This window comes from Streptomyces sp. NPDC059852, assembly GCF_042731455.1.
GTDB lineage: Bacteria > Actinomycetota > Actinomycetes > Streptomycetales > Streptomycetaceae > Streptomyces.
This window is the reverse complement of record NZ_JBHWJK010000006.1, coordinates 128092-150624: the sequence shown is the minus strand read 5'-3', so window position 1 is coordinate 150624 and position 22533 is coordinate 128092. Positions and strand designations below refer to the sequence as shown.

General features: G+C 68.8%; 23 protein-coding genes, 1 pseudogene and 1 riboswitch. Of the genes and pseudogenes, 21 read left to right on the top strand and 3 right to left on the bottom strand.

Features of this window, described 5'->3' with window-relative positions; genetic code table 11:
• The first annotated feature begins 58 nt into the window (after positions 1–58).
• From lepB (ACFV46_RS10245) to ACFV46_RS10195, 11 genes are all read left to right on the top strand, one after another.
• Positions 59–775, top strand: a complete 717-nt coding sequence (gene lepB, locus ACFV46_RS10245) for a signal peptidase I (RefSeq protein ID WP_385497735.1) — start codon at positions 59–61, stop codon at positions 773–775.
• The gene (gene lepB, locus ACFV46_RS10240; protein WP_376727368.1) at positions 768–1877 is read left to right on the top strand and encodes a signal peptidase I; all 1110 of its coding nucleotides are present in this window, start codon (positions 768–770) and stop codon (positions 1875–1877) included. The genes lepB (ACFV46_RS10245) and lepB (ACFV46_RS10240) overlap by 8 nt, the downstream gene beginning before the upstream one ends.
• Positions 1810–2712, top strand: a complete 903-nt coding sequence (gene lepB / locus ACFV46_RS10235; RefSeq protein WP_376727367.1) for a signal peptidase I — start codon at positions 1810–1812, stop codon at positions 2710–2712. The genes lepB (ACFV46_RS10240) and lepB (ACFV46_RS10235) overlap by 68 nt, the downstream gene beginning before the upstream one ends.
• Positions 2713–2888: 176 nt before the next feature.
• Positions 2889–3656 (top strand): signal peptidase I, encoded by a 768-nt coding sequence (gene lepB / locus ACFV46_RS10230; RefSeq protein WP_385497734.1) that lies wholly within the window; start codon positions 2889–2891, stop codon positions 3654–3656.
• Entirely contained in the window at positions 3646–4182 is a 537-nt protein-coding gene (locus ACFV46_RS10225) for an NUDIX hydrolase (RefSeq protein ID WP_385497733.1), read from the top strand. Before lepB (ACFV46_RS10230) ends, ACFV46_RS10225 begins: the two co-directional genes overlap by 11 nt.
• A gap of 56 nt (positions 4183–4238) precedes the next feature.
• Positions 4239–4547 carry a DUF2469 domain-containing protein gene (locus ACFV46_RS10220; RefSeq protein ID WP_003993268.1) on the top strand — a complete coding sequence of 103 codons (309 nt, stop codon included), beginning with the start codon at positions 4239–4241 and terminating at the stop codon, positions 4545–4547.
• Between the two features lie 129 nt (positions 4548–4676).
• Entirely contained in the window at positions 4677–5039 is a 363-nt protein-coding gene (locus ACFV46_RS10215) for a YraN family protein (protein WP_361927034.1), read from the top strand.
• A 1-nt stretch (position 5040) separates the two neighbouring features.
• Positions 5041–6666 (top strand): YifB family Mg chelatase-like AAA ATPase, encoded by a 1626-nt coding sequence (locus ACFV46_RS10210; protein WP_385497732.1) that lies wholly within the window; start codon positions 5041–5043, stop codon positions 6664–6666.
• Positions 6663–7838 (top strand): DNA-processing protein DprA, encoded by a 1176-nt coding sequence (dprA, locus tag ACFV46_RS10205; RefSeq protein WP_385497731.1) that lies wholly within the window; start codon positions 6663–6665, stop codon positions 7836–7838. Before ACFV46_RS10210 ends, dprA begins: the two co-directional genes overlap by 4 nt.
• A gap of 299 nt (positions 7839–8137) precedes the next feature.
• Entirely contained in the window at positions 8138–8980 is an 843-nt protein-coding gene (whiG, locus tag ACFV46_RS10200; RefSeq protein ID WP_062666734.1) for an RNA polymerase sigma factor WhiG, read from the top strand.
• 94 nt (positions 8981–9074) lie between these two features.
• Positions 9075–9632: a TetR/AcrR family transcriptional regulator gene (locus ACFV46_RS10195; protein ID WP_385497801.1), complete on the top strand. Its 558-nt coding sequence runs from the start codon at positions 9075–9077 to the stop codon at positions 9630–9632.
• Here the strand turns inward: ACFV46_RS10195 and ACFV46_RS10190 are convergent.
• Positions 9613–10269, bottom strand: coding sequence for a murein hydrolase activator EnvC family protein (locus ACFV46_RS10190; protein ID WP_385497730.1), 657 nt, complete (start codon positions 10267–10269; stop codon positions 9613–9615). The two genes, ACFV46_RS10195 and ACFV46_RS10190, sit on opposite strands and share 20 nt — an antisense overlap.
• 270 nt (positions 10270–10539) lie before the next feature.
• Here ACFV46_RS10190 and rpsB point away from each other — a divergent pair, with 270 nt between their 5' ends.
• The 6 genes from rpsB (at position 10540) to ACFV46_RS10160 (ending at position 15722) form a co-directional block, all read left to right on the top strand.
• Positions 10540–11433: a 30S ribosomal protein S2 gene (rpsB, locus tag ACFV46_RS10185; RefSeq protein WP_385497729.1), complete on the top strand. Its 894-nt coding sequence runs from the start codon at positions 10540–10542 to the stop codon at positions 11431–11433.
• Positions 11434–11612: 179 nt separating this feature from the next.
• Complete coding sequence (tsf, locus tag ACFV46_RS10180) at positions 11613–12449, top strand: translation elongation factor Ts (protein ID WP_361927046.1); 837 nt, start codon at positions 11613–11615, stop codon at positions 12447–12449.
• 194 nt (positions 12450–12643) lie between these two features.
• Positions 12644–13402 carry a UMP kinase gene (gene pyrH, locus ACFV46_RS10175; RefSeq protein ID WP_361927049.1) on the top strand — a complete coding sequence of 253 codons (759 nt, stop codon included), beginning with the start codon at positions 12644–12646 and terminating at the stop codon, positions 13400–13402.
• 168 nt (positions 13403–13570) lie between these two features.
• Positions 13571–14128 carry a ribosome recycling factor gene (gene frr, locus ACFV46_RS10170; RefSeq protein ID WP_062666818.1) on the top strand — a complete coding sequence of 186 codons (558 nt, stop codon included), beginning with the start codon at positions 13571–13573 and terminating at the stop codon, positions 14126–14128.
• Entirely contained in the window at positions 14128–15285 is a 1158-nt protein-coding gene (locus ACFV46_RS10165) for a phosphatidate cytidylyltransferase (RefSeq protein WP_361927051.1), read from the top strand. Before frr ends, ACFV46_RS10165 begins: the two co-directional genes overlap by 1 nt.
• A 287-nt stretch (positions 15286–15572) precedes the next feature.
• Complete coding sequence (locus ACFV46_RS10160) at positions 15573–15722, top strand: hypothetical protein (protein WP_385497728.1); 150 nt, start codon at positions 15573–15575, stop codon at positions 15720–15722.
• Between the two features lie 404 nt (positions 15723–16126).
• On the opposite strand, the gene ACFV46_RS10155 is transcribed toward ACFV46_RS10160, so the two are convergent.
• Positions 16127–16327: a replication initiator gene (locus ACFV46_RS10155; protein ID WP_385497726.1), complete on the bottom strand. Its 201-nt coding sequence runs from the start codon at positions 16325–16327 to the stop codon at positions 16127–16129.
• 64 nt (positions 16328–16391) lie between these two features.
• Here ACFV46_RS10155 and ACFV46_RS10150 point away from each other — a divergent pair.
• Together ACFV46_RS10150 and ACFV46_RS10145 are read left to right on the top strand one after the other, a co-directional pair.
• A pseudogene (locus tag ACFV46_RS10150) lies at positions 16392–16743 on the top strand (NUDIX hydrolase).
• 51 nt (positions 16744–16794) lie between these two features.
• A complete protein-coding gene (locus tag ACFV46_RS10145) occupies positions 16795–17148 on the top strand; it encodes a hypothetical protein (RefSeq protein ID WP_385497725.1) in 354 nt (117 codons plus the stop codon).
• 341 nt (positions 17149–17489) lie between these two features.
• Here ACFV46_RS10145 and ACFV46_RS10140 read toward each other — a convergent pair whose 3' ends face one another.
• Complete coding sequence (locus tag ACFV46_RS10140; protein WP_385497724.1) at positions 17490–18944, bottom strand: PIN domain-containing protein; 1455 nt, start codon at positions 18942–18944, stop codon at positions 17490–17492.
• 815 nt (positions 18945–19759) lie between these two features.
• On the opposite strand from ACFV46_RS10140, the gene ACFV46_RS10135 reads away from it, so the two are divergent.
• Positions 19760–20905, top strand: coding sequence for a hypothetical protein (locus ACFV46_RS10135; protein ID WP_385497723.1), 1146 nt, complete (start codon positions 19760–19762; stop codon positions 20903–20905).
• Between the two features lie 365 nt (positions 20906–21270).
• Positions 21271–22377, top strand: a complete 1107-nt coding sequence (gene rlmN, locus ACFV46_RS10130) for a 23S rRNA (adenine(2503)-C(2))-methyltransferase RlmN (protein ID WP_376727357.1) — start codon at positions 21271–21273, stop codon at positions 22375–22377.
• A 24-nt stretch (positions 22378–22401) separates the two neighbouring features.
• Positions 22402–22507: riboswitch (TPP riboswitch) on the top strand.
• The last annotated feature ends 26 nt before the right edge of the window (positions 22508–22533 follow it).

The following is a 22533-nucleotide window of genomic DNA, read 5'->3' as shown; positions in this document are numbered from 1 at the left end:
GCTTCCGGGGGCTCGCCCCCGAGGGGTCCGCGGCGGGGCCGGATAGCATCTGGCCTCGATGGACACCGAAGCACAGCACACGGAGCGCGACCGCTCCTCCCGCCCTTCCGGCACCGGGTACGCCCCGGACCCGGAGGGCCGGGAGGGACGGTCGCGTTTCGCGTTGGCGGGCCGGACCACCGCCCGGCTTCCCGGCGGCCGGTACAGCCTGACCCTGCTGCTGGTCCTCGTGGGCGTCCTGCTGCTCAACCTGTTCGTCGCGCGGCCGTTCGAGATTCCGAGCGGATCCATGGAGCCCGCATTGAGGATCGGCGACCGCGTCCTCGTAAATAAGTTGGCGTACCGTTTCGATGCCGGGCCGCGGCGCGGCGATGTCGTCGTGTTCGACGGAACCGGGTACTTCGGGGACGCCGACTACGTCAAACGCGTTGTGGGTGTGGGGGGAGACCACGTGGTCTGCTGTGACAAGGAGGGGAGGATCCAGGTGAACGGCCGCCCGGTCGACGAGTCGGCCTTCGTGCACCCCGGCGACCGCCCGTCCGCCGTGCGGTTCGACATCGTCGTCCCCGACGGCAGGCTCTTCGTCCTCGGCGACCACCGCGGCGCCTCCAGCGACTCCCGCGACCACCTGGGCTCACCCGGCGGCGGCATGATCCCGGTCGACGCCGTCATCGGCCGCGCCGAGGCGATCGTCTGGCCCGCCGCCCACTGGACCCGGCTGCACCGTCCGGACGCCTACGCGCGCGTGCCCGCCCCGGACGGCGCCCATGGGTAACCGCGGCAAACCGCGCGGCCTGCCCAGCAGCGCGGCCGACAATCTGCTCCCCACCGGCTCCCGGCGCGCCTCCGGCCCCACGGGCGGGCGCAGCCGTGCCGAGCGGCGCAAGCTCCAGCGCAAGGTCAAACGACGCCGCAGGCGCTCCGCGATCAAGGAGATACCCCTCCTCGTCGGCGTCGCCGTCCTGATAGCGCTCGTCCTCAAGACCTTCCTCGTCCAGGCCTTCGTGATCCCGTCCGGCTCCATGGAGCAGACGATCCAGGTCGGCGACCGCGTCCTCGTCGACAAGCTGACCCCGTGGTTCGGCAACAAGCCCGAGCGCGGCGACGTCGTGGTCTTCAAGGACCCCGGCGGCTGGCTCAAGGACGAGCAGACGACGGTGAAGAAGGACGACCCCGTCGTCGTCAAGCAGGTCAAGGAGGCCCTCACCTTCATCGGCCTGCTGCCGTCCGACGACGAGAAGGACCTGATCAAACGGGTCGTCGGCGTCGGAGGCGACCGCGTCAAGTGCTGCGACGCCCAGGGCCGGGTCACCGTCAACGGCGTTCCCCTGAACGAGGACTATCTGTATCCGGGCAACACCCCGTCCAAGACCCAGTTCGACATCACCGTCCCCCAGGGCCGGCTGTGGGTGATGGGCGACCACCGGGCGAACTCGGCCGACTCCCGCGCCCACCAGGACCAGGAGTACGGCGGCACGGTCTCCGAGGACGAGGTCGTCGGACGCGCGAAGTGGATCGCCTGGCCCCTCGGGCACTGGACCAGTCTGGACGAGCCGAACACCTACGCCTCCGTGGCCGACTCGGCGCCCGGGTCGACCGCGTCCGTCCCGCTGTCGCATAGGGTTGCCCCGGACGAATCGAACGGAACGCTCCAGCTCCCGAGCCCTGCGGAACTCCCGCTCGTTATGGGAGTGGTGGGCCTGCGCCGCGCATGGGGCAGGCAGCGGCACAGAGTAAGGAGTTGGCGTGGGGGATGTGGCGGTTGGCGCACGGTCCGGGCACGACGGCGAGGAGCACCGCGGACACCCCGTGGGCGCGGCCGACCCGGCTGCGGACGGCGCCGTGACCTCCGGGAACGAGCCCGGATCCGGCGATGACGGCGGACGGTCGGGCGGCGAGCCCCCGACCGGCGGCCAGGGGTCGGGCGGGGCCGCCCCCGCGAAGAAGCAGCGCTCCTTCTGGAAGGAGCTGCCGATCCTGATCGGGATCGCGCTCGTCCTGGCGCTGCTGATCAAGACGTTCCTGGTGCAGGCGTTCTCGATCCCCTCCGACTCGATGCAGAACACCCTCCAGCAGGGTGACCGCGTCCTCGTCGACAAGCTGACCCCGTGGTTCGGCTCCGAGCCGGAGCGCGGCGAGGTCGTCGTCTTCCACGACCCCGACCAGTGGCTCGCGGGGGAGCCCACCCCCGACCCGAACGCCCTGCAGACCTTCCTCAGCTGGATCGGCCTGATGCCGTCCTCCGAGGAGAAGGACCTGATCAAGCGTGTGATCGGCGTCGGCGGCGACACCGTCGAGTGCAAGGGCACGGGTCCGCTGACGGTCAACGGCAAGGCGCTGAACGAGCCCTACGTCTACCCGGGCAACACGCCGTGCAGCCAGGACGACCAGGGCGGCCAGTTCAAGGTGAAGGTCCCCGAGGGCTTCATCTGGGTGATGGGCGACCACCGGCAGAACTCGCGGGACTCGCGCTACAACCAGTCCGACAAGAACCACGGCATGGTCCCCGTCGACAAGGTCGTCGGCCGTGCCGTCGTGATCGCGTGGCCGGTCGGCCGCTGGAGCACCCTGCCGGTTCCGGACACCTTCGACCAGGACCTCAGCACGCGGTCCGCGGCCCTGACGGTCGCCCCGCCGAGCCTCGCGCTGGCCGGCGCGGTGCCGCTGGTGCTGTGGCGCCGGCAGCGGATCAAGGCCGAGCGGACGCGCTGAGCGGCCGGGACACCGCGGACGGGACCGGCCCGGGCAGCCGCACCGGGCCCGCCGCGGAGTACGGCACCAGCCGTTCCGTTTCGCACCCGCAGCTGGGGAAAGCTTTGCCGGGCCGCCGGTCCGCGGGCTCCTGAGGGGCTGCCCGGCGTCGGTACCGCCGGGTAGGGTGCGGGTCCATGGGTGGCGAGAGCACGATACGTACGGCGCCGCGTGCCGGCGCGAGCAAGGGCCCGGCGGGCAGCCGGACCGGACAGGTGCTGTCCGGGCTGGCCGTGGCGCTGGGTCTGCTGCTGTTTCTGGGCGGCTTCGCCTGGGGAGCGCTCGTGTACCGGCCGTACACCGTCCCCACCAGCTCGATGGCGCCCACGATCGGCGCCGGCGCCCGGGTGCTCGCCCAGCGCGTCGACGGCGGTGACGTCCACCGTGGTGACGTCGTCGTCTTCACCGACAAGACCTGGGTGAGCAACGCCCCCGTCGTCAAGCGCGTCGTCGCCATCGGCGGCGACACCGTCGCCTGCTGCACCGACGGCAAGCTGACCGTCAACGGCAAGCAGATCGACGAGCCCTACCTGGCCGACGACGGCCTCGCCGAGCTCCAGGGCTTCCCGAGCGTGAAGGTCCCCGAGGGCCGGATCTTCCTCCTCGGCGACGAGCGCAGCGGCTCCCTCGACTCCACCGCCCACCTCACGGACGCCGCGAGCGGCACGGTCGCCCGCAGTGCCGTCTCGGCCCGTGTGGAGGCCGTCGTGTGGCCCATGGACGGCATGCTGGAGCAGGCGACCGGCTTCGAGAAGCTCGGCGCGCTGTCCCCGCAGGGGCCGCTGCGCACACAGGGCCTCATGATCCTCGCCGGGGCCGTGCTCGTCCTGGGCGGCGGGGCGTACGGCCCGATCGCCAAGCTCCTCGGTCGCTCCCGCAAGCCGGAGCCCGCCCGTGCCGGCTGAGGCCGACGGCTCGCCCGGGTACGGGGCCGACAGCCCGCCCGAGGACGGGGTGCGCAGGGTCGCCCGCGTCGTGCTGCTCGACCCCGAGGACCGCATCCTGCTGCTGCACGGCCATGAGCCGGAGGACCCCGCCGACGACTGGTGGTTCACGCCCGGCGGGGGAGTCGAGGGCGACGAGACGCGCGAAGAGGCCGCTCTGCGGGAACTCGCGGAGGAGACCGGCATCACGGACGTCGATCTGGGCCCCGTGCTGTGGCGCCGCCGGTGCTCGTTCCCGTTCGCGGGCCGCCGCTGGGACCAGGACGAGTGGTACTTCCTGGCCCGTACGACCCAGACGGCGGTCAGGGCACTGGCCCTCACCGAGCTGGAGCGGCGCAGCGTCGCCGGAGCACGCTGGTGGACGTGTCGGGAACTCGCCCGGGCACATGAGACGGTGTATCCGACCAGACTCGCCGAGCTGCTGCGGAGGCTGCTCGACGAAGGTCCCCCGGCCGGGCCCGTGACCCTCGACACCGAAATCGTCTAGGGGCCTGCGGGACTGGCGCACAATGGGGGGATCGCACGGCTGAAGGGGAACATGCCATGAGCGCCGAGGACCTCGAGAAGTACGAGACCGAGATGGAGCTGAAGCTCTATCGGGAGTACCGCGATGTCGTCGGTCTGTTCAAGTACGTGATCGAGACCGAGCGGCGCTTCTACCTGACCAACGACTACGAGATGCAGGTGCACTCGGTCCAGGGTGAGGTGTTCTTCGAGGTGTCCATGGCGGACGCCTGGGTCTGGGACATGTACCGGCCGGCCCGGTTCGTGAAGCAGGTGCGCGTGCTCACGTTCAAGGACGTGAACATCGAGGAGCTGAACAAGAGCGACCTCGAACTTCCCAGTGGCTGAGGCCGGCCGAGGCCGCGGCTGAGGTTCCCCCGAACGAGTGAGCGGGTTGTCCACAGCCCGGTAGTCGTCCACCAAGATCCAACAGCGTCTTGGGACGGGCTCATCGTTGGCGCCGGAGGTGGTGCCGACATGAACGCACGCAGGGCACTCGGCAGGTACGGCGAGGATCTGGCCGCGAGGCGGCTGGCCCAGGCCGGGATGACGGTTCTCGGGCGCAACTGGCGCTGTGGCAGGACCGGAGAGATCGACATCGTCGCCCGCGACGGCGACGTCCTCGTCGTCTGCGAGGTGAAGACCCGCAGGGCCGGCGGCTTCGAACATCCGATGGCCGCCGTGGGACCCGAGAAGGCGCGGCGGCTGCGCGGCCTCGCCGAGCGCTGGATCCACGCGCACGGCGGGGCCCCACCCGGAGGCGTCCGGATCGACCTCGTCGGCGTCGTCCTGCCCGACCGGGGCGCCCCCGTCGTCGAGCACGCGCGAGGGGTGGCCTGACATGGGGTTCGCACGCACCTGCGCGGTCGCGCTCGTGGGCGTCGAGGGAGTCGTCGTCGAGGTCCAGGCGGACCTCGAACCGGGCGTCGCCGCCTTCACCCTGGTGGGCCTGCCCGACAAGAGCCTGACCGAGAGCCGCGACCGCGTCCGGGCGGCCGTCGTCAACTCCGGCGGCGAGTGGCCGCAGAAGAAGCTCACCGTCGGACTCAGCCCGGCGTCCGTGCCGAAGGGAGGCAGCGGCTTCGACCTGGCCGTCGCCTGCGCCGTCCTCGGCGCCGCCGAGCGCATCGACCCACGCGTCCTCGCCGACATCGTGATGATCGGCGAACTCGGACTGGACGGCCGGGTGCGCCCCGTCCGGGGCATCCTCCCCGCCGTGCTCGCCGCCGCCGACGCCGGATACGAACAGGTCGTCGTCCCGGAGTGCGCGGCCGCCGAGGCGGCCCTGGTGCCGGGCGTCTCCGTGCTCGGCGTGCGCAGCCTGCGCCAGCTGATCGCCGTCCTCGCCGACGAACCCGTCCCCGACGAGGAACCCGAGGAGCACGGCCGCCCCGACCCGCTGCTCGCCGGCCTGCGGATGCCGGGGACCGGCGCGGCCACCGGCATGCAGAACCCGGGCGCCACCGCCTGCGACCACGGCCACGACCTCGCCGACGTCGTCGGGCAGACCTCGGCACGCACCGCCGTGGAGGTCGCCGCCGCCGGTGGGCACCACCTTTTCCTCGAAGGTCCGCCCGGCGCAGGCAAGACGATGCTCGCGGAGCGGCTGCCCGCCATCCTCCCGCCCCTCGGCCGGCAGGACTCCCTGGAGGTCACGGCCGTGCACTCGGTCGCGGGACTCCTGCCGGCGGGCAAGCCCCTCATCGACGCGGCCCCCTACTGCGCCCCGCACCACTCCGCCACCATGCAGGCCCTGGTCGGCGGCGGACCCGGCTTCGCCCGCCCCGGAGCGGTGTCGCTCGCCCACCGGGGGGTGCTGTTTCTGGACGAGACACCCGAGTTCAGCGGCCAGGCGCTCGACGCCCTGCGCCAGCCCCTGGAGGCGGGTCATGTCGTGATCGCCCGCAGCGCGGGTGTCGTCCGCTTCCCGGCGAAGTTCCTCATGGTCCTCGCCGCCAACCCCTGCCCCTGCGGGCGCTTCTCCCGGACCGACGACCTCTGCGAGTGTCCGCCCTCCGCCGTCCGCCGCTACCAGGCCCGGCTGTCCGGGCCGCTGCTCGACCGCGTCGACCTCCGCGTCGAGGTCGACCGCGTCACCCGGGCCCAGCTCGCCGAGCGCGGCGCCCGCGGCGAGTCGACGGCCACCGTCGCCGACCGGGTGCGCGCCGCCCGTGAGCGGGCCGCCGCGCGGCTCACCGGGACCCCCTGGCGGACCAACAGCGAGATCCCCGGACGTGAGCTGCGCAGCCGCTGGCACGCGGTGAGCGGGGCCATGGACGAGGCCGAGCGGAACCTTGAGCGGGGCGTGCTCACGGCCCGCGGACTCGACCGCGTTCTGCGCGTCGCGTGGACCGTCGCCGATCTCGTCGGCCACGACCGGCCCGACGCCACGGACGTCGCCCTCGCCCTGCAACTGCGCACGGGAGTCCCCCGTGGCGTCCCCATGGCGATCGGGGCCCTGGCATGAGCGCCGCCGGGGTATCGCGGGAGGCCCCTTCGGACGCCCTGCTCGACCGGGTCTTCCTCAGCCGGGTCGTCGAGCCCGGCGACGAGACCGCCGGGCGCTGGGTGCGCGAGTACGGCGCCGGCGCGGTCGTACGGCGGCTGCGGGAGGACGCCGAGCCGCCCCTGCCGGGCATCGGCTCCCGGCGCTGGGAGGGGCTGCGCGCCCGGGCGGAGCGTGCGGACCCCGCCCGGGACCTCGCGGTGGCCGAGAGCGCCGGGATGCGGTTCGTGTGCCCGGGGACCCCCGAGTGGCCCGGGCAGCTGGACGACCTCGGCGACGCGCGGCCCCTCGGCCTGTGGGTGCGCGGACCGGCCGACCTGCGCATGTGGGCGCTGCGCTCCGTCGCGCTGGTCGGAGCGCGGGCCTGCACGGAGTACGGCGCGCACATGGCCGCCACCCTCGCCGGCGCGCTCGCCGAAGAGGGCTGGGTGGTCGTCTCCGGCGGGGCGTACGGGGTGGACGGCGCCGCCCACCGGGGCGCCCTCGGCGCGGGCGGCGCCACCGTCGCCGTCCTCGCCTGCGGCGCCGACCGGCCCTACCCGCGCGGGCACACCCAGCTGATCGACCGGATCGCCGGGCAGGGCCTGGTCGTCGGGGAGCTGCCACCGGGTGAGCACCCCACCCCGAGCAGATTCATCGTGCGCAACCGCGTGATCGCCGCGCTCACCCGGGGCACGGTGGTCGTGGAGGCCGCCCACCGCAGCGGCTCCCTGTCCACCGCACGGGCCGCCCGGCGCCTCGGCCGGCACACCATGGGTGTCCCCGGTCCCGCCACCAGCGGCCTCTCCGCCGGCGTGCACGACCTGCTGCGGCAGGACGCGGTGCTGGTCACCGACGCGGCGGAGATCATCGAAATCGTCGGGGACATGGGGGAGCTGGCCCCCGAGCGGCGTGGTCCCGTCCTGCCGCACGACCTGCTCGAGGCGAGGGCACGGGCGGTCCTGGCCGCCCTGCCCGGCCGGCGCGCCGCCCGGGCGGACGAGATCGCGCGCGGTGCGCAGACCACGCAGGACGACGCCGTCGCGAGACTGTACGAACTCCGCTCACTCGGCTGGGTCGAACGACACGGCGACGGCTGGAAGTTGACACGCCAGGCGATGATGACCGCCCGCACCGGGCGACGTCCATGTTGACCGAGCGTGTTCGGCCGTACGGGGGAACACGGACGCCCTTGTGAATTCCCCCAGTTGGGGTGTTCGTGTGATCACGCAGCGCGACCGCCATACCCCGGCGGGGCGTCCAGCGGAACGTATCTGCGTACGGCTCGGCCTCCACCCTTCGCGCACCGCGACACGTCAGTCACGCTACGCTCACGGGGTTCCGGCTCCGACGGGACTCCCGACACGGAAAGCGAGTACGGCGACCACGACGACCTCCAGACCGACGGCTCCTCAGGCACCCCGCTTCACGGCAGAACGGCACTAGGCAACGAATGCCCCAGCACACCTCCGGGTCCGACCGGGCGGCGATCCCCCCAGCCGCCCGTGACGGTGGCAGCGCGCGGCCGCCCGCTCCCTCGACACTCGACGAGCTGTGGCGGTCGTACAAGGCGACGGGGGACGAGCGGCTGCGCGAACAGCTGATCCTGCACTACTCGCCCCTCGTCAAGTACGTGGCGGGCCGGGTCAGCGTCGGCCTGCCGCCCAACGTCGAGCAGGCGGACTTCGTGTCGTCCGGGGTGTTCGGCCTGATCGACGCGATCGAGAAGTTCGACGTCGACCGGGAGATCAAGTTCGAGACGTACGCGATCACCCGGATCCGCGGCGCGATGATCGACGAACTCAGGGCGCTGGACTGGATCCCGCGCTCGGTCCGGCAGAAGGCGCGCAATGTCGAGCGCGCGTACGCGACGCTGGAGGCGCGGCTGCGGCGTACGCCCACCGAGTCCGAGGTGGCCGCCGAGATGGGCATCGCGGTGGACGAACTCCACTCGGTGTTCAGCCAGTTGTCGCTGGCCAACGTCGTGGCCCTGGAGGAGCTGCTGCATGTCGGCGCCGAGGGCGGCGACGGACTCAGCGTGATGGACACGCTGGAGGACACCGCCGCGGACAACCCGGTCGAGGTCGCCGAGGACCGGGAGCTGCGGCGGTTCCTGGCGCGGGCGATCAACACGCTCCCCGAACGGGAGAAGACCGTGGTGACGCTGTACTACTACGAGGGCCTGACCCTCGCCGAGATCGGCAACGTCCTGGGTGTGACGGAGAGCCGGGTCAGCCAGATCCACACCAAGTCCGTGCTCCAGCTCCGGGCGAAACTGGCCGGCTTCGGCCGGTGACCTGCCGCGACGACAGTGGTGTTCGGCGCAGACACTCCCGTCGGGCGAGCGGCGTCCGTACAGTGGACGGGTGCCAAGGATTCGAGCGGCCTCCGTGGCCGAGCACCGGTCGATGCAGCGAGCCGCCCTGCTGGACGCGGCTCGTTCCCTGTTGTCCGAGGGCGGGACGGAGGCGCTGACCTTCCCGGCCCTCGCCGAGCGCACCGGACTCGCGCGGTCGTCCGTGTACGAGTACTTCCGGTCACGGGCCGCCGTGGTCGAGGAGCTGTGCGCGGTCGACTTCCCGGTCTGGGCCGCCGAGGTCGAGGCCGCGATGGCGGAGGAGACGACCCCCGAGGGCAAGGTCGAGGCGTATGTGCGCCGCCAGCTCGCGCTGGTCGGCGACCGACGGCACCGGGCCGTCGTGGCGATCTCCGCGAGCGAGCTGGACGCCGGAGCCCGCGAGAAGATCCGGGCCGCGCACGGCGGGCTGATCGCGATGATCGTCGAGGCGCTGCGCGAGATGGGCCACGCCGAGCCCCGGCTCGCCGCCATGCTGCTCCAGGGCGTCGTCGACGCGGCGGTCCGCAGGATCGAACTCGGAGCCGCGGAGGAACCGGCGGCGATCACCGACGCGGCCGTCTCGATGACGCTCAGGGGAGTGCGGGGCTGAGACCCGGCGCCTCGGGCACCGGCACCCCCACGACCGGCAGCAGGCGGGACGGGCCGTGCAGCAGCCAGGGCGGGAGCAGCGCCAAGGGGTTCAGATAGCCCTCGCCCCGGCGCAGCCCCCAGTGCAGGCAGACCGCCGGACAGTGCGAGCCGGCCGGCTCGACGGTCCCGACGACCTCACCCGCCGCCACCTCCTCGCCCTTCCCGACGGACGCCCGCACCGGTTCGTACGTCGTGCGCAGCGGGGGATCGCCCGTTCCCGCCAGCTCCACCGACACCACGCCCCGGCCGGCCACCCGGCCCGAGAAGGACACCCGTCCGGCCGCCACCGCCCGCACCGGGCTGCCGGCCGGGGCCGACAGGTCCACGCCCCGGTGGCCGCGGCCGTACGGCGTCGCCGGGGCCTCCCAGGCGCGCAGGACCGGTGGGCGCGCCCCCACGGGCCAGGCCCGGCCGAGCCTCGGGACCTCGGGGTCCCCGGGGTCCGCGGCCGGTGCCGCGCGCACCCGGGAGGCGGTCGGGGTCAGGTCGGGCACCGGTGCCAGCAGGACGGCGGCCGTCAGGAGAAGCAGCAGGACCAGCCGCCCGGACGCCCTCGCCGCCTTCACGCATCGCTTCTGTGATCGCCTCTGTCGCATGTCCGAACGGTGGCGCAATCCCGCCGATCATGGCCGGTATCTGTGGACAACCTCCGTGCTGTGGACAGCGGCGTCACCCGGGACCTCGAAGGTCCCGTACACTTCTTCTGGCGATCCGGGTCACCGGGTCGACTTCGCACGCCCCGACATCCCGCCGGAAACGGTCGGTGTCAGCGCCCCTCGGTCCTTAGTGGCACGGCGCACGCGGGCGTCAGGCGCGGGAGCCGTCCGGCCCCCGCGGCACAACCGAGAACCAAGGAGAACACGGCCATGGCCGTCGTCACGATGCGGGAGCTGCTGGAGAGCGGCGTCCACTTCGGTCACCAGACCCGCCGTTGGAACCCGAAGATGAAGCGCTTCATCTTCACGGAGCGCAACGGCATCTACATCATCGACCTGCTCCAGTCGCTGTCGTACATCGACCGCGCCTACGAGTTCGTCAAGGAGACCGTCGCCCACGGCGGCACGGTCATGTTCGTCGGCACGAAGAAGCAGGCGCAGGAGGCCATCGCCGAGCAGGCCACCCGCGTCGGCATGCCCTACGTCAACCAGCGCTGGCTGGGCGGCATGCTCACCAACTTCTCGACCGTCTACAAGCGTCTGCAGCGCCTCAAGGAGCTCGAGCAGATCGACTTCGAGGACGTCGCCGCGTCGGGTCTGACCAAGAAGGAGCTCCTGGTCCTCTCGCGTGAGAAGGCCAAGCTCGAGAAGACCCTCGGTGGTATCCGCGAGATGCAGAAGGTGCCCAGCGCCGTCTGGATCGTGGACACCAAGAAGGAGCACATCGCGGTCGGCGAGGCCCGGAAGCTCAACATCCCGGTCGTCGCCATCCTCGACACCAACTGCGACCCCGACGAGGTCGACTACAAGATCCCGGGCAACGACGACGCGATCCGCTCCGTCACCCTGCTCACCCGCGTGATCGCCGACGCCGTCGCCGAGGGCCTCATCGCCCGCAGCGGTGTCGCCACCGAGGGCAAGGGCGAGAAGGCCGCCGGCGAGCCGCTGGCCGAGTGGGAGCGCGACCTGCTCGAGGGCGAGAAGAAGGCCGACGAGGCCCCGGCCGCCGCCGAGACCCCCGCCGCCGAGGCCCCCGCCGCCGAGGCCCCCGCCGCGGAGGCCCCGGCCACCGAGGCTCCGGCCGCCGAGGGCGAGCAGGCCTGACACCGTCAGCGTTGACGGCGGGAGCGGTACTGGATCCCACGGCCCCCGTGCCGGGGTGAAACCCGCTCCCGCCGTTCACCTGTAGGTCGACGAAAGGCCCGCGGCCCCGGCCAGTCCATGGCGGCCGCGGACCCCGTAGATCTTCGATCTTCCAGACTTCCAGAAAGATTCACAGACTCATGGCGAACTACACCGCCGCTGACGTCAAGAAGCTCCGCGAGCTCACCGGCGCCGGCATGATGGACTGCAAGAAGGCGCTGGACGAGGCCGAGGGCAACGTCGAGAAGGCCGTCGAGGCGCTCCGCATCAAGGGCCAGAAGGGCGTCGCCAAGCGCGAGGGCCGCTCCGCCGAGAACGGCGCCGTGGTCTCGATCATCGCCGACGACAACTCCTCCGGTGTCCTCGTCGAGCTGAAGTGCGAGACGGACTTCGTCGCCAAGGGCGAGAAGTTCCAGGCCGTGGCCAACGCCATCGCCGAGCACGTCGCCAAGACCTCCCCGGCCGACATCGAGGCCCTGCTCGCCTCCGAGATCGAGCCCGGCAAGACCGTCCAGGCGTTCGTGGACGAGGCCAACGCCAACCTCGGTGAGAAGATCGTCCTGGACCGCTTCGCGCAGTTCGGCGACGGCTACGTGACGGCGTACATGCACCGCACGATGCCCGACCTGCCCCCGCAGATCGGTGTCCTCGTCGAGCTCGACAAGCCGAACGCCGAGATCGCCAAGGGCGTCGCCCAGCACATCGCCGCCTTCGCGCCGAAGTACCTCTCCAAGGAGGACGTGCCGGCCGAGGTCGTCGAGTCCGAGCGCCGCGTCGCCGAGGAGACCACCCGCGCCGAGGGCAAGCCCGAGGCCGCCCTGCCGAAGATCGTCGAGGGTCGCCTCAACGGCTTCTTCAAGGACGCCACGCTGCTCGGTCAGCCGTTCGCGCTCGACAACAAGAAGTCCGTCCAGAAGGTCCTGGACGAGGCCGGTGTCACCCTGAAGCGCTTCACGCGCATCAAGGTCGGCATCTGAGTCCGTACCGCGCTCGACGCCCCGCCCCTATAGGGTCGAAGGCAGTCGATGGCGGACGCCGCCACCGCGCTCGCGCGGGTGACGGACGACAGCAGATCTGACGAGGAGGCCATTGCCGCGCATGGGATGCGAACACACCCCAACCGGCAATGGCCTTTCTCGCATGTGCACCCAGTAACAAAGGCGGGATCTCGATGACCACCAAGGCCCAGAAGAGCGACGACGGCAAAGTACACGGCCGGTTTCTGCTGAAGCTGTCCGGAGAGGCCTTCTCCGGCGGCGGGGGACTCGGTGTCGACCCGGACGTGGTGCACAAGATCGCCCGTGAGATCGCGGCCGTCGTCCGCGACGGCGCGGAGATCGCCGTCGTCATCGGCGGCGGCAACTTCTTCCGCGGCGCCGAACTCCAGCAGCGCGGCATGGACCGCGCCCGTTCCGACTACATGGGCATGCTCGGCACCGTGATGAACTGCCTCGCCCTCCAGGACTTCCTGGAGAAGGAAGGCATCGACAGCCGGGTCCAGACCGCCATCACCATGGGGCAGGTCGCCGAGCCGTACATCCCGCTGCGCGCCGTGCGGCACCTGGAGAAGGGCCGCGTGGTCATCTTCGGCGCGGGCATGGGCATGCCGTACTTCTCCACCGACACCACCGCCGCGCAGCGCGCCCTGGAGATCGACGCCGAGGCGCTGCTCATGGGCAAGAACGGCGTCGACGGGGTCTACGACTCCGACCCGAAGACCAACCCGGACGCCGTCAAGTTCGACTCCCTCGGATACGGCGAGGTCATCACCCGGGACCTCAAGGTCGCCGACGCCACGGCGATCACACTGTGCCGCGACAACAAGCTCCCGATCCTCGTCTTCGAGCTTCTGACGGAGGGCAATATCGCCCGTGCCGTCAAGGGTGAGAAGATCGGCACGCTGGTGGGTGAGCAGGGAGGCCGGGGCTGACGCCTCGGCACCGACCCGTCCGGGGGACGGACGGGACGGACCCTGGCCGGGGGATGGACAATGTCCTACCGGTCGGGAACCGTGCAGGAAGAAGACGCGACGCAGCCGGCCGCCGCCCCCACAGGAACCGCAGCCGGGCCTTTCACTCAAGACACGCAGGAGCAAGTGGTGATCGAAGAGACCCTCCTCGAGGCCGAGGAGAAGATGGAGAAGGCCGTCGTGGTCGCCAAGGAGGACTTCGCCGCGATTCGCACCGGCCGTGCGCACCCGGCGATGTTCAACAAGATCGTGGCCGACTACTACGGTGCGCCGACGCCGATCAACCAGCTGGCCTCGTTCTCCGTGCCGGAGCCGCGCATGGCGGTCGTCACCCCGTTCGACAAGAGCGCGCTGCGCAACATCGAGCAGGCGATCCGCGACTCCGACCTCGGCGTCAACCCGAGCAACGACGGCAACATCATCCGTGTGGTGTTCCCCGAGCTCACCGAGGAGCGCCGCCGCGACTACATCAAGGTCGCCAAGGGCAAGGGCGAGGACGCCAAGGTGTCCATCCGCTCCGTCCGCCGCAAGGCCAAGGACGCCATCGACAAGCTGATCAAGGACGGCGAGATCGGTGAGGACGAGGGCCGGCGTGCGGAGAAGGAGCTCGACGACACCACCCACAAGTACGTCGCTCAGGTGGACGAGCTGCTGAAGCACAAGGAAGCCGAGCTGCTCGAGGTCTGATGAACGACTCTTCCTGGGGCGCGCCGACCGGGGCCGGGCAGGCCGGGTACTGGGGGCCCGACGATCGAGGACCTGTCCAAGGGGCCGACCCGGCGGGTCCCGCGTACGATGCGCCTCAGGCGCAGCAGACTCGCCCCATGCCCATCGTGCCCGACGAACCCGCGTACGGCGGAGACCAGGATGACGACCGGGGGGCCGCTCGGCTGAGCGGCCCCTTGTTCCGGGAGGAACCGCCGCAGGCGCGGCCTCACCACACGCCGCAGGCGCAGCCGTTCCCGGCGGTGCCGCAGAATCCGGAGCCCATGCCCGACGCCTCGCAGCCGGCGCCCCCGCCGCAGAAGAAGAGCGCGGGACGCGACCTGACCGCTGCCATAGGGGTCGGCGTCGGACTCGGCGTCGTGATCGTGGCGTCCCTGTTCGTCGTCAAGGCCGTGTTCGTCGGTGTGGTCGCCGTGGCCGTGGTCGTGGGCCTGTGGGAGCTGACCAAGCGGCTGGAGGAGCGCAAGGGCATCAAGGCGCCGCTCGTTCCGCTCGCGGTCGGTGGCGCCGCGATGGTGGTCGCGGGATATGTGCGGGGCGCCGAGGGCGCCTGGGTGGCGATGGCGCTGACCGCGCTGGCCGTCCTGGTCTGGCGGATGACCGAACCGCCCGAGGACTATCTGCGGGACGTCACGGCCGGTGTCTTCGCGGCGTTCTACGTACCGTTCCTCGCCACGTTCGTCACGATGATGCTGGCCGCGGACGACGGGGCGTGGCGCGTCCTGACGTTCCTGGTCCTGACGGTCGTCAGCGACACCGGCGCGTACGCCGTCGGCTGGCGCTTCGGCCGCACCAAGCTGGCGCCGCGCATCAGCCCCGGCAAGACCCGCGAGGGCCTGCTCGGCGCCGTGAGCTTCGCGATGGTGGCGGGCGCGCTGTGCATGCAGTTCCTGATCGACGACGGCCGCTGGTGGCAGGGCCTCCTCCTGGGCCTCGCGGTCGCGGCCAGCGCGACGCTGGGCGACCTCGGCGAGTCGATGATCAAGCGCGACCTGGGCATCAAGGACATGGGCACCCTCCTGCCGGGCCACGGCGGCATCATGGACCGCCTGGACTCCCTCCTCCCGACGGCACCGGTGGTGTGGCTGCTGCTGGTGGTGTTCGTGGGGTCGGGCTGATCCCGGCTTCCCCGCTCCCGCCGGGCCGCGACGTCCTCCCGAAGCCCCCGCTCTCGCCGAGCGGGGGCTTCGGCGTATGCCGATCTCGGGGACGGCCAGGAGCACTAGGGTGCGGCTCGAGTGGTTCTGTGGGGGAGGGGGACGGATGGACGACGCCCAGGTACGGACACGCTTGTCGGCGTACGCGATCGCCGTGGAGCGCGACCGGATGCTGCTGGCGAGGTTGTCGGACGTGGAGCTTGACGGCGTTGTTCTATGCGACGGCGGTCAAGAGTGGAGCGCCGGTGATGGCCGAGATCGACGGTTCCACGGACACGGCGGTATGGCTGCCGCTGGCCGATCTGCGGGATGACGCCATCCTGTCACCGCCGGCTGTCGACGCGCTGGGCATGCTGGAGCGGGTGAGGGAGACGCTGGGGGCACCTCGCGCGGGGTGAGCGTCCCCACCCGACGCGCGCCCGGGGCTCCGCTGTTGATCTGCCACACTGGCAGGGCTTTGCCTGCACCTGGAGAACTGGCAGGCAAGAGACGCGAACAGGCCCCCTACCTGCGCATTCAGCGCGGATAGGGGGCCTTTTCTGTGGCGCTGGGCCGTCTCTGGGCCGTCAGACTCGCGCAGCCGCACCTCTTCTGCGCGGTCGGTCGGCCTCAGCGTCGTCGGGGGAACTTCCAACCGTTCTGGCGCAGCTTGTAGAGGACGAACACTCCGCAGAGCGCCCACACACCTAAGAAGGCCCACTTGAACCACGGAGGGCCGTCCGGGCGTTCTGCCAATTGGACTGATACCGCGTAGTAAGAGGTCATCCCTTGCGCGTGCCCGTTGTATGGGCAGGACACGCGATCAATAGCCTTCCGCGTGCGTGCCTGGTTCGTCGGCATCAGGTGGGCGTACACCCGCAGCGTCAGCCCGGCTGGCAGCGGCGTGGATCGCGTCGGCGAGGAGGCTGACCCTGGCCCAGGCGGGCGGCGGAGTGTCAAGGCCGTCCGGGCCGTCGAGGCGGATCACGGCGTGAAAGTGTAGGGCGCCGCGCTTCAGGAACATGAGTCCATCACAGGAGGCAAGGCAGGCACCATCGCTGCACTCAGTATCCGTGGCCGGAGCCGCGGTGAGCGAGGACGGGCGTCTCCGGGCGACCCGCCGCGCGACAAAGGCACTTGGGAGCTCCCCGGCGGCGTACTCGAACTCGAAGAGACACCGGAAGGGGGCGTCGCCCGCGAGGTCCGGAGGAGACAGGCATCCAGGTCGAGGTGGACGAGCTGACGGGGATCTACTAGAACACGCTCCGAGGCATCGTGGCCATGGTCTTCCGCTGCAAGCCATCCGGCGGCGAGGAGCGGACGACCGACGAGGTGGCGGAACGCATGTCCGAGGTGTTCGCCGTCCGCCTCTTGGATGCATTGGACGGCGACAATCCATACGTGCGCAGCCATGACGGCACGCACCTGCTTCGCCGGTAGGGGGCGTTCATGACAGTAGAGCGAGCTGCGGGTAACGGACACCGCCCTCTCGTGGAGTTGAGCGACGTCTACGAGTTTCTAGACCAGGTACGGCAACGCCCTGGCATGTGGGTGCGCCACCGCTCTCTGCAGCACCTGGACTCGATCCTGATCGGCTACAGAGTCGCTATGGAAGTCCACGGCATCCACGAGGACGACTTCCCCTTCTGGGGCGCCGGCGACCGAGGCCCATTCGAAGAGTGGTTCCAGCAACGTCGCGGCCACCACAGCGCTCTGGGGTGGCCGATCGAGATCGAGCGGGACGCCGAGGCAGCAGGCGTACCCGCGATCGAACTCTTCTTCAGGCTCCTCGACGAGTACCGAGCCGAGCAGTCCCAGCCTGTCGAGTCTCAGCCCGAGGGATAAGACTTTCCCTACTTCATCAAGGCCCGCGCACGGCGCAGGCGCGCGCCGCCTCTGCGGCGCGGCCTGCCTCCTGTCTTGGCCCGGCTGGCCGCGCCCGGCGGCGCGCTTGGCAACTGCGGGCATGAAGTGGGGAGACACCCTCTGTGGCTGGGGCGGTCTGCTCCACGGCTTTAGGCAGCCACTTTGGGGCGAGCCTCTAAGATCATGGCCCCAACGTCGTGCTGCAACGGGCAGGTCCACAGACTGCCCGACTCGCCGGAAGCTTAAGGGGCCATGATCACTCGCCCCAAAGCAGCTCCAACCCAAAGCCGCTCCGCCGACCTCTCCGCGCTCAGTGCACGCTAGTCATCGGAGGCCGAGTCATCATCTGGCGACGTTTCTTCATCGCGCTCGACTTCACTACCAGTGCCCACATCACCCTGCTCCCTCCGGCTTGTGCCGCGCAACTGCTGAAGTGCGCTGAGGCCCGGAATCGGGGCTCGCATCCACTCCAGAAGTTTGGGGTCAATTAGGGGCTTGCGCATAGCCTCTAGAACCTTCGGGTCGATCAGAGGCCTGCGCATAGCTTCGAGAACCTTAGGATCGATCAGAGGCGTAACCACCATTTCCGCTATCTTGCTGTTAGTCGATATGGCAGTGCGGAAGGATTCGATGACTTTCGGATCGAGTACCGTAGCGGCACGCAGAGATTCAAGATGGCTGGAGATTGATGTACGAGACCAAGCGGTACGCCCGGGATCATCAGGTAGAGCGCCGATCGTTGTGACCTCACCACTGACCGGACGGCCAAACCTGTCTGAAGTAACTATGCCCGCAAATTGAAGATCTTTTTCAACCCATACAGAAACGCCTTCTTCTGTTATCGCATTAACTTCGAGGCCTTCGATGTCGGCCGTGACCGGCAGTTCCACGAGGACCGTCGTGGGGCAGGTTGCCCTGAACTCAATGATCCCCTCTTCCCCGGCGGAGGCCCCCCGCACCGTGAATTTAGATTCCGTCAAGGCGCCGACTGCCATGATCTTCGCGGTGCTTGTATGGATGGGCAGTCCGCACATCCGTGGACTGACACGGCGCTCCATACAAGTTGCAAGAACTTCATGGTTAAGGTAAGTCGCCATAGAGTCGCCCTGCAAACGCTCCTGTATCTGACGGAGATCATCTGAAAACTCCGGCCATCGCTCGCTAGTTACTTGCAAAACCAGTTCGGACAGACTCTTAAGCCATCTTACCCGTCCTTCTGCACCAACTTCGGCTACTTCCTCCGCAAGCTCCTCATGCAGACCGTCACCTTCCTCGCTGCCGAAATCATTACTGTTGTCAGAGACCCAAATGACTTCCTCGTCGGTTTCCTTGGCCGTCTGCAACACGGATATCCAGTTCAGGGTATCCCGATACCCGTTGCCGTTTCCGTCGCAGGGCTTCCTGCGCTGAGTGGAGCGTTCGACGAGCTCAAGATGCCCTATCGCCGGAGGATCGAGGAATTCAGCACCTATCTCATTGAGATGTCCTTCTAGGCTCTCCGAGTACCGTTCGACCTCTTCCTCGATATCAGCTCGCGCTTTGTCGTAGATTGCCGAGATGCCAAGGGCACCTCCATTCTTGTCTTTCTGTCTTTGGAGCCCCACCAGCGCTTCGTTTGCACGTCTGCGGTACCCGGCTACCGCCTCTTGAATAACCACCCTGGGCACCACGATGCGAACGTTCCAGGCGGATGTCGCGTGGGCCAACACGCGCCACGCAGTACCACTGCAGTGAGGATCAGCAACGAAGGCCGTGGTGTCGAGAAGCACGATCATCAGCCCATGATGCCGGACGTTGACCACTCTTTCACGAGATTCTGACAATGTTCCATTTGCCGCAAAAAATCAGGTTGCGGCTTTTTTCCATGGGGCATGGTGGCCTGACCTTGATGGCAGGGGCAGCGGTGCGAGTTGGGTCCAGCATGCCCACGCACGAGCGTTCTCCCGAGCCGCCCTCGGGCCGTGGGAGGGTGCTCAGCGTTGACCAACGCCGACAGCTACCGACAGCTCAGCAGCAGGTCATGGCCTTGATCGGTAAGGCGGCCGCAGGCCTGGCCGCCGGTGATCAGTTGTGGCTGGGCAGAGACCGATGGCTCGTCGGTCTGTCGTATTACCTCGGAGTCGCGGCCGGCTCATCTCAGCCGTCCGAACGCCCCAGTGGGTGAGGCGCGGCGGACGCGGCGACCTTGGCGCCGGCGCAGCCGCACCTACAACAGGCGGTCTTGTGGCGGCCTGCCCCGGCATCTACGGTCGGTCTTCTCAAGCAGTGCTACGCACCTGGGGGAAGCGTGCATCTTGACTTTAGTGCTTTAGTGCGCGAGCTGGGAACTCCTTCGAGACTTATCGTTAGCTCGACTCCAGAATTAGCAGAAGAGGTCGAGAAGGAAGCCCGAGAACGCATTGGCCCGAAACGCGGCGCATCAAGTCTTTATCGCAAGCCTGTGTATGCGATCCCATCCACCCTATTCAATGGGATCGAGTCTAGCCCTGCGGAAGTGTTGCGCGAATTAGGGTTGGCCACGACGTTTGTTACCGCTTCCCCGTTCGCTGATATAGCACGACACTGGGCGCATGTGCGCTACTGCGCCACCTTGAAGAGCAATCAGAAGAAGATACTGGCTTTGACTCAGGCAGGCTCCGACATAGTTCACCATCACAAAGTCGCACAGTCAGAGCAGTTAGGTGTTGGCCTTGCCCTTGTAGTGGCGAAGAGGATTCTTGAGCGGAAATATCCTGGGTGGCTGTTCTCAAGCGTTGACGTGGATGTTGCACTCGCCGCAGGTTTTATTGAGGGGGTCGGCCTAGTTCGCCAGAAGAATAGGGCAACCATGCGTCCTGACTACTTTCTGGTCGGTCGACGTGCGGGATCTGCGAACTCGGGATGTAAAGTATATGTACTGGAATGCAAGGGCACTCATGGAAACTCCTATCATTCCAGGAAGCAGTTGGCCACGGCCTCCCTTCAAGTGGGTACCATTGAGGTAGGGTCTAAGACTCTACCGAGCCTAATCGTCGCGTCTCGTCTGTCCACTGCAGGCGTTTCTATTGATGTACTCGACCCGCCCGGAGACGACGACCTTTGGACAGGCCCGAGCGGAGAACTTGATTCATTGCTGGCAGAGGATCCTGGTCCTCGGCAGTGGACTTCAGGAAAGCCCACATTTGAACAATTCCATGCACGGCAGCGAGAGCTTCTCGGGTCCGGAGCATATGAGGCCAGTGAGGCGGAATTGAGGTCGGCGCGCGCCGCGTATGAGGCAAGCGCGAACGAGCTGCCAGTAATCTTTCAAGTACCCGAGGACGGAAAGGAGTGGCTATTTCGCGTTCTGGCGAGAAATGCAGCCCATTCAGTCCTGCGTTTCGCCGGTGACAATACTGCTGCATCACAGTTCACCTCACCGAGAACCGCAGACATTCAGCGACTCCCCATAGATGATCCCGCCCCGGACTGGCAAAGTTTTACCGTCAGCGCCGAGTCCAGCTTTGATTCACATCGATTCGTTGGCATCAAATACACCATGCCGCTCCCCGATGGCGCCTCGCTCGAAATCTTCAGGGGAGTCGAAAAAGGGATGTATGAGAATCTTCGCGAGGGAAGAATGGGTGCCTATCTCCAAAGAGCCCGTCGGCTTCGCGATACATGGGCCACGGTGGGCAGAGGAGCGCCTGCGAGCGGTTCGCACCAGGCCGTCTCCGTGGGAAGTGATGGTACTGGGGTGCGGATCCGCGTGGTGTAGCGCACGGTAGTCCAGCAGCGGCGGGCTGTTGGTGTCATCACGGAGGGCGGACGCCGCGACTTCAATCAGCCCTAGAGAAAGGCAGGGTGCCGGATCAGGCGCTCTCGGCTGGACCGGACCTCCAGTAACGCTGACAGCAAGGACGGCGCACGATAGTGACACTCAGCATCCCAGCGTGGCACGGGAGTAAGACGATCACCGTGCGCAGCCAGGTGTGCCGGCGTCTTCTAAGCGCCGGGGCAAGGCTGGGCCGTCCCCTGGGCCGTGCGACGTTGGCCGACGATGGCAGACGGCACCCGTGGGTGACCGCCCCCACCCCGCTCCGGCCTGGGCATCCAGAGTTGATCTGCCACACTGGAAGGGTTATGCCTGCACCCGGAGAACTCACATTCGTCGCCCCGCGCGGAGCCAAGAAGCCGCCGCGGCATCTTGCCGATCTCACGCCCGGTGAGCGCAAGGACGCCGTCGCCGCGATCGGCGAGAAGCCGTTTCGTGCCAAGCAGCTGTCGCAGCACTACTTCGCGCGGTACGCGCACGATCCGGAGCAGTGGACCGACATCCCCGCCGGGTCCCGCGCCAAGCTGCGGGAGGAGCTGTTTCCCGAGCTGATGACCGTCGTGCGGCATCTGTCGACCGACGAGGGGACCACGCGCAAGACGCTGTGGCGGCTGTTCGACGGGACGCTCGTGGAGTCCGTGCTGATGCGGTACCCGGATCGGGTCACGATGTGCATCAGTTCTCAGGCCGGGTGCGGGATGAACTGTCCCTTCTGTGCCACCGGGCAGGCGGGACTGGATCGGAATCTGTCCACCGCCGAGATCGTCCATCAGATCGTCGACGGGATGCGGGCGCTCCGGGACGGTGAGGTGCCTGGGGGGCCTGCTCGGCTGTCCAACATCGTCTTCATGGGGATGGGCGAGCCGCTCGCCAACTACAAGCGCGTTGTCGGGGCCATTCGGCGGCTCACCGATCCTGAGCCCGACGGGCTGGGGCTCTCGCAGCGGGGGATCACTGTTTCCACGGTCGGGCTCGTGCCTGCCATTCATCGGTTCGCCGACGAGGGGTTCAAGTGCCGGCTCGCCATCTCGCTGCACGCCCCCGACGACGAGCTGCGTGACACCCTCGTCCCCGTGAACACGCGGTGGAAGGTGCGCGAGGTGCTGGACGCCGGGTTCGAGTACGTCGGGAAGAGCGGCCGCCGGCTGTCCATCGAGTACGCGCTCATCCGGGACATCAACGATCAGGCCTGGCGTGGTGACCGGCTCGGGCGGCTGCTCAAGGGCAAGCCTGTGCATGTCAATCTCATTCCGCTCAACCCGACCCCGGGGTCGAAGTGGACCGCCTCCCGGCCCGAGGACGAGAAGGCGTTCGTCGAGGCCATCGCCGCCCACGGTGTACCGGTGACGATCCGGGACACCCGTGGTCAGGAGATCGACGGGGCGTGTGGTCAGCTCGCCGCCACCGAGCGGTAGTCTGACCGGCGTCAACACATCTGCATATTCCGACAGGGGAGCGCCACAGCGCTGAGAGTGCGGCACCGGCCGCAGACCCTCCGAACCTGGCCCAGGTCATTCTGGGTAGGGAGATCGGTCATCACTCGAGCTGTTGCGCCCTGCCCGAGCCCCCCG

What these genes read in the sequence shown, in the direction of transcription:
- lepB (WP_385497735.1), top strand. Translation starts at nt 59, where the DNA reads ATGGACACCGAAGCACAGCACACGGAGCGCGACCGCTCCTCCCGCCCT.
- lepB (WP_376727368.1), top strand. Translation starts at nt 768, where the DNA reads ATGGGTAACCGCGGCAAACCGCGCGGCCTGCCCAGCAGCGCGGCCGAC.
- lepB (WP_385497734.1), top strand. Translation starts at nt 2,889, where the DNA reads ATGGGTGGCGAGAGCACGATACGTACGGCGCCGCGTGCCGGCGCGAGC.
- ACFV46_RS10220 (WP_003993268.1), top strand. Translation starts at nt 4,239, where the DNA reads ATGAGCGCCGAGGACCTCGAGAAGTACGAGACCGAGATGGAGCTGAAG.
- ACFV46_RS10215 (WP_361927034.1), top strand. Translation starts at nt 4,677, where the DNA reads ATGAACGCACGCAGGGCACTCGGCAGGTACGGCGAGGATCTGGCCGCG.
- ACFV46_RS10210 (WP_385497732.1), top strand. Translation starts at nt 5,041, where the DNA reads ATGGGGTTCGCACGCACCTGCGCGGTCGCGCTCGTGGGCGTCGAGGGA.
- dprA (WP_385497731.1), top strand. Translation starts at nt 6,663, where the DNA reads ATGAGCGCCGCCGGGGTATCGCGGGAGGCCCCTTCGGACGCCCTGCTC.
- whiG (WP_062666734.1), top strand. Translation starts at nt 8,138, where the DNA reads ATGCCCCAGCACACCTCCGGGTCCGACCGGGCGGCGATCCCCCCAGCC.
- ACFV46_RS10190 (WP_385497730.1), bottom strand. Translation starts at nt 10,269, where the DNA reads ATGCGACAGAGGCGATCACAGAAGCGATGCGTGAAGGCGGCGAGGGCG.
- rpsB (WP_385497729.1), top strand. Translation starts at nt 10,540, where the DNA reads ATGGCCGTCGTCACGATGCGGGAGCTGCTGGAGAGCGGCGTCCACTTC.
- tsf (WP_361927046.1), top strand. Translation starts at nt 11,613, where the DNA reads ATGGCGAACTACACCGCCGCTGACGTCAAGAAGCTCCGCGAGCTCACC.
- pyrH (WP_361927049.1), top strand. Translation starts at nt 12,644, where the DNA reads ATGACCACCAAGGCCCAGAAGAGCGACGACGGCAAAGTACACGGCCGG.
- ACFV46_RS10165 (WP_361927051.1), top strand. Translation starts at nt 14,128, where the DNA reads ATGAACGACTCTTCCTGGGGCGCGCCGACCGGGGCCGGGCAGGCCGGG.
- ACFV46_RS10160 (WP_385497728.1), top strand. Translation starts at nt 15,573, where the DNA reads ATGGCCGAGATCGACGGTTCCACGGACACGGCGGTATGGCTGCCGCTG.
- ACFV46_RS10155 (WP_385497726.1), bottom strand. Translation starts at nt 16,327, where the DNA reads ATGTTCCTGAAGCGCGGCGCCCTACACTTTCACGCCGTGATCCGCCTC.
- ACFV46_RS10140 (WP_385497724.1), bottom strand. Translation starts at nt 18,944, where the DNA reads ATGATCGTGCTTCTCGACACCACGGCCTTCGTTGCTGATCCTCACTGC.
- rlmN (WP_376727357.1), top strand. Translation starts at nt 21,271, where the DNA reads ATGCCTGCACCCGGAGAACTCACATTCGTCGCCCCGCGCGGAGCCAAG.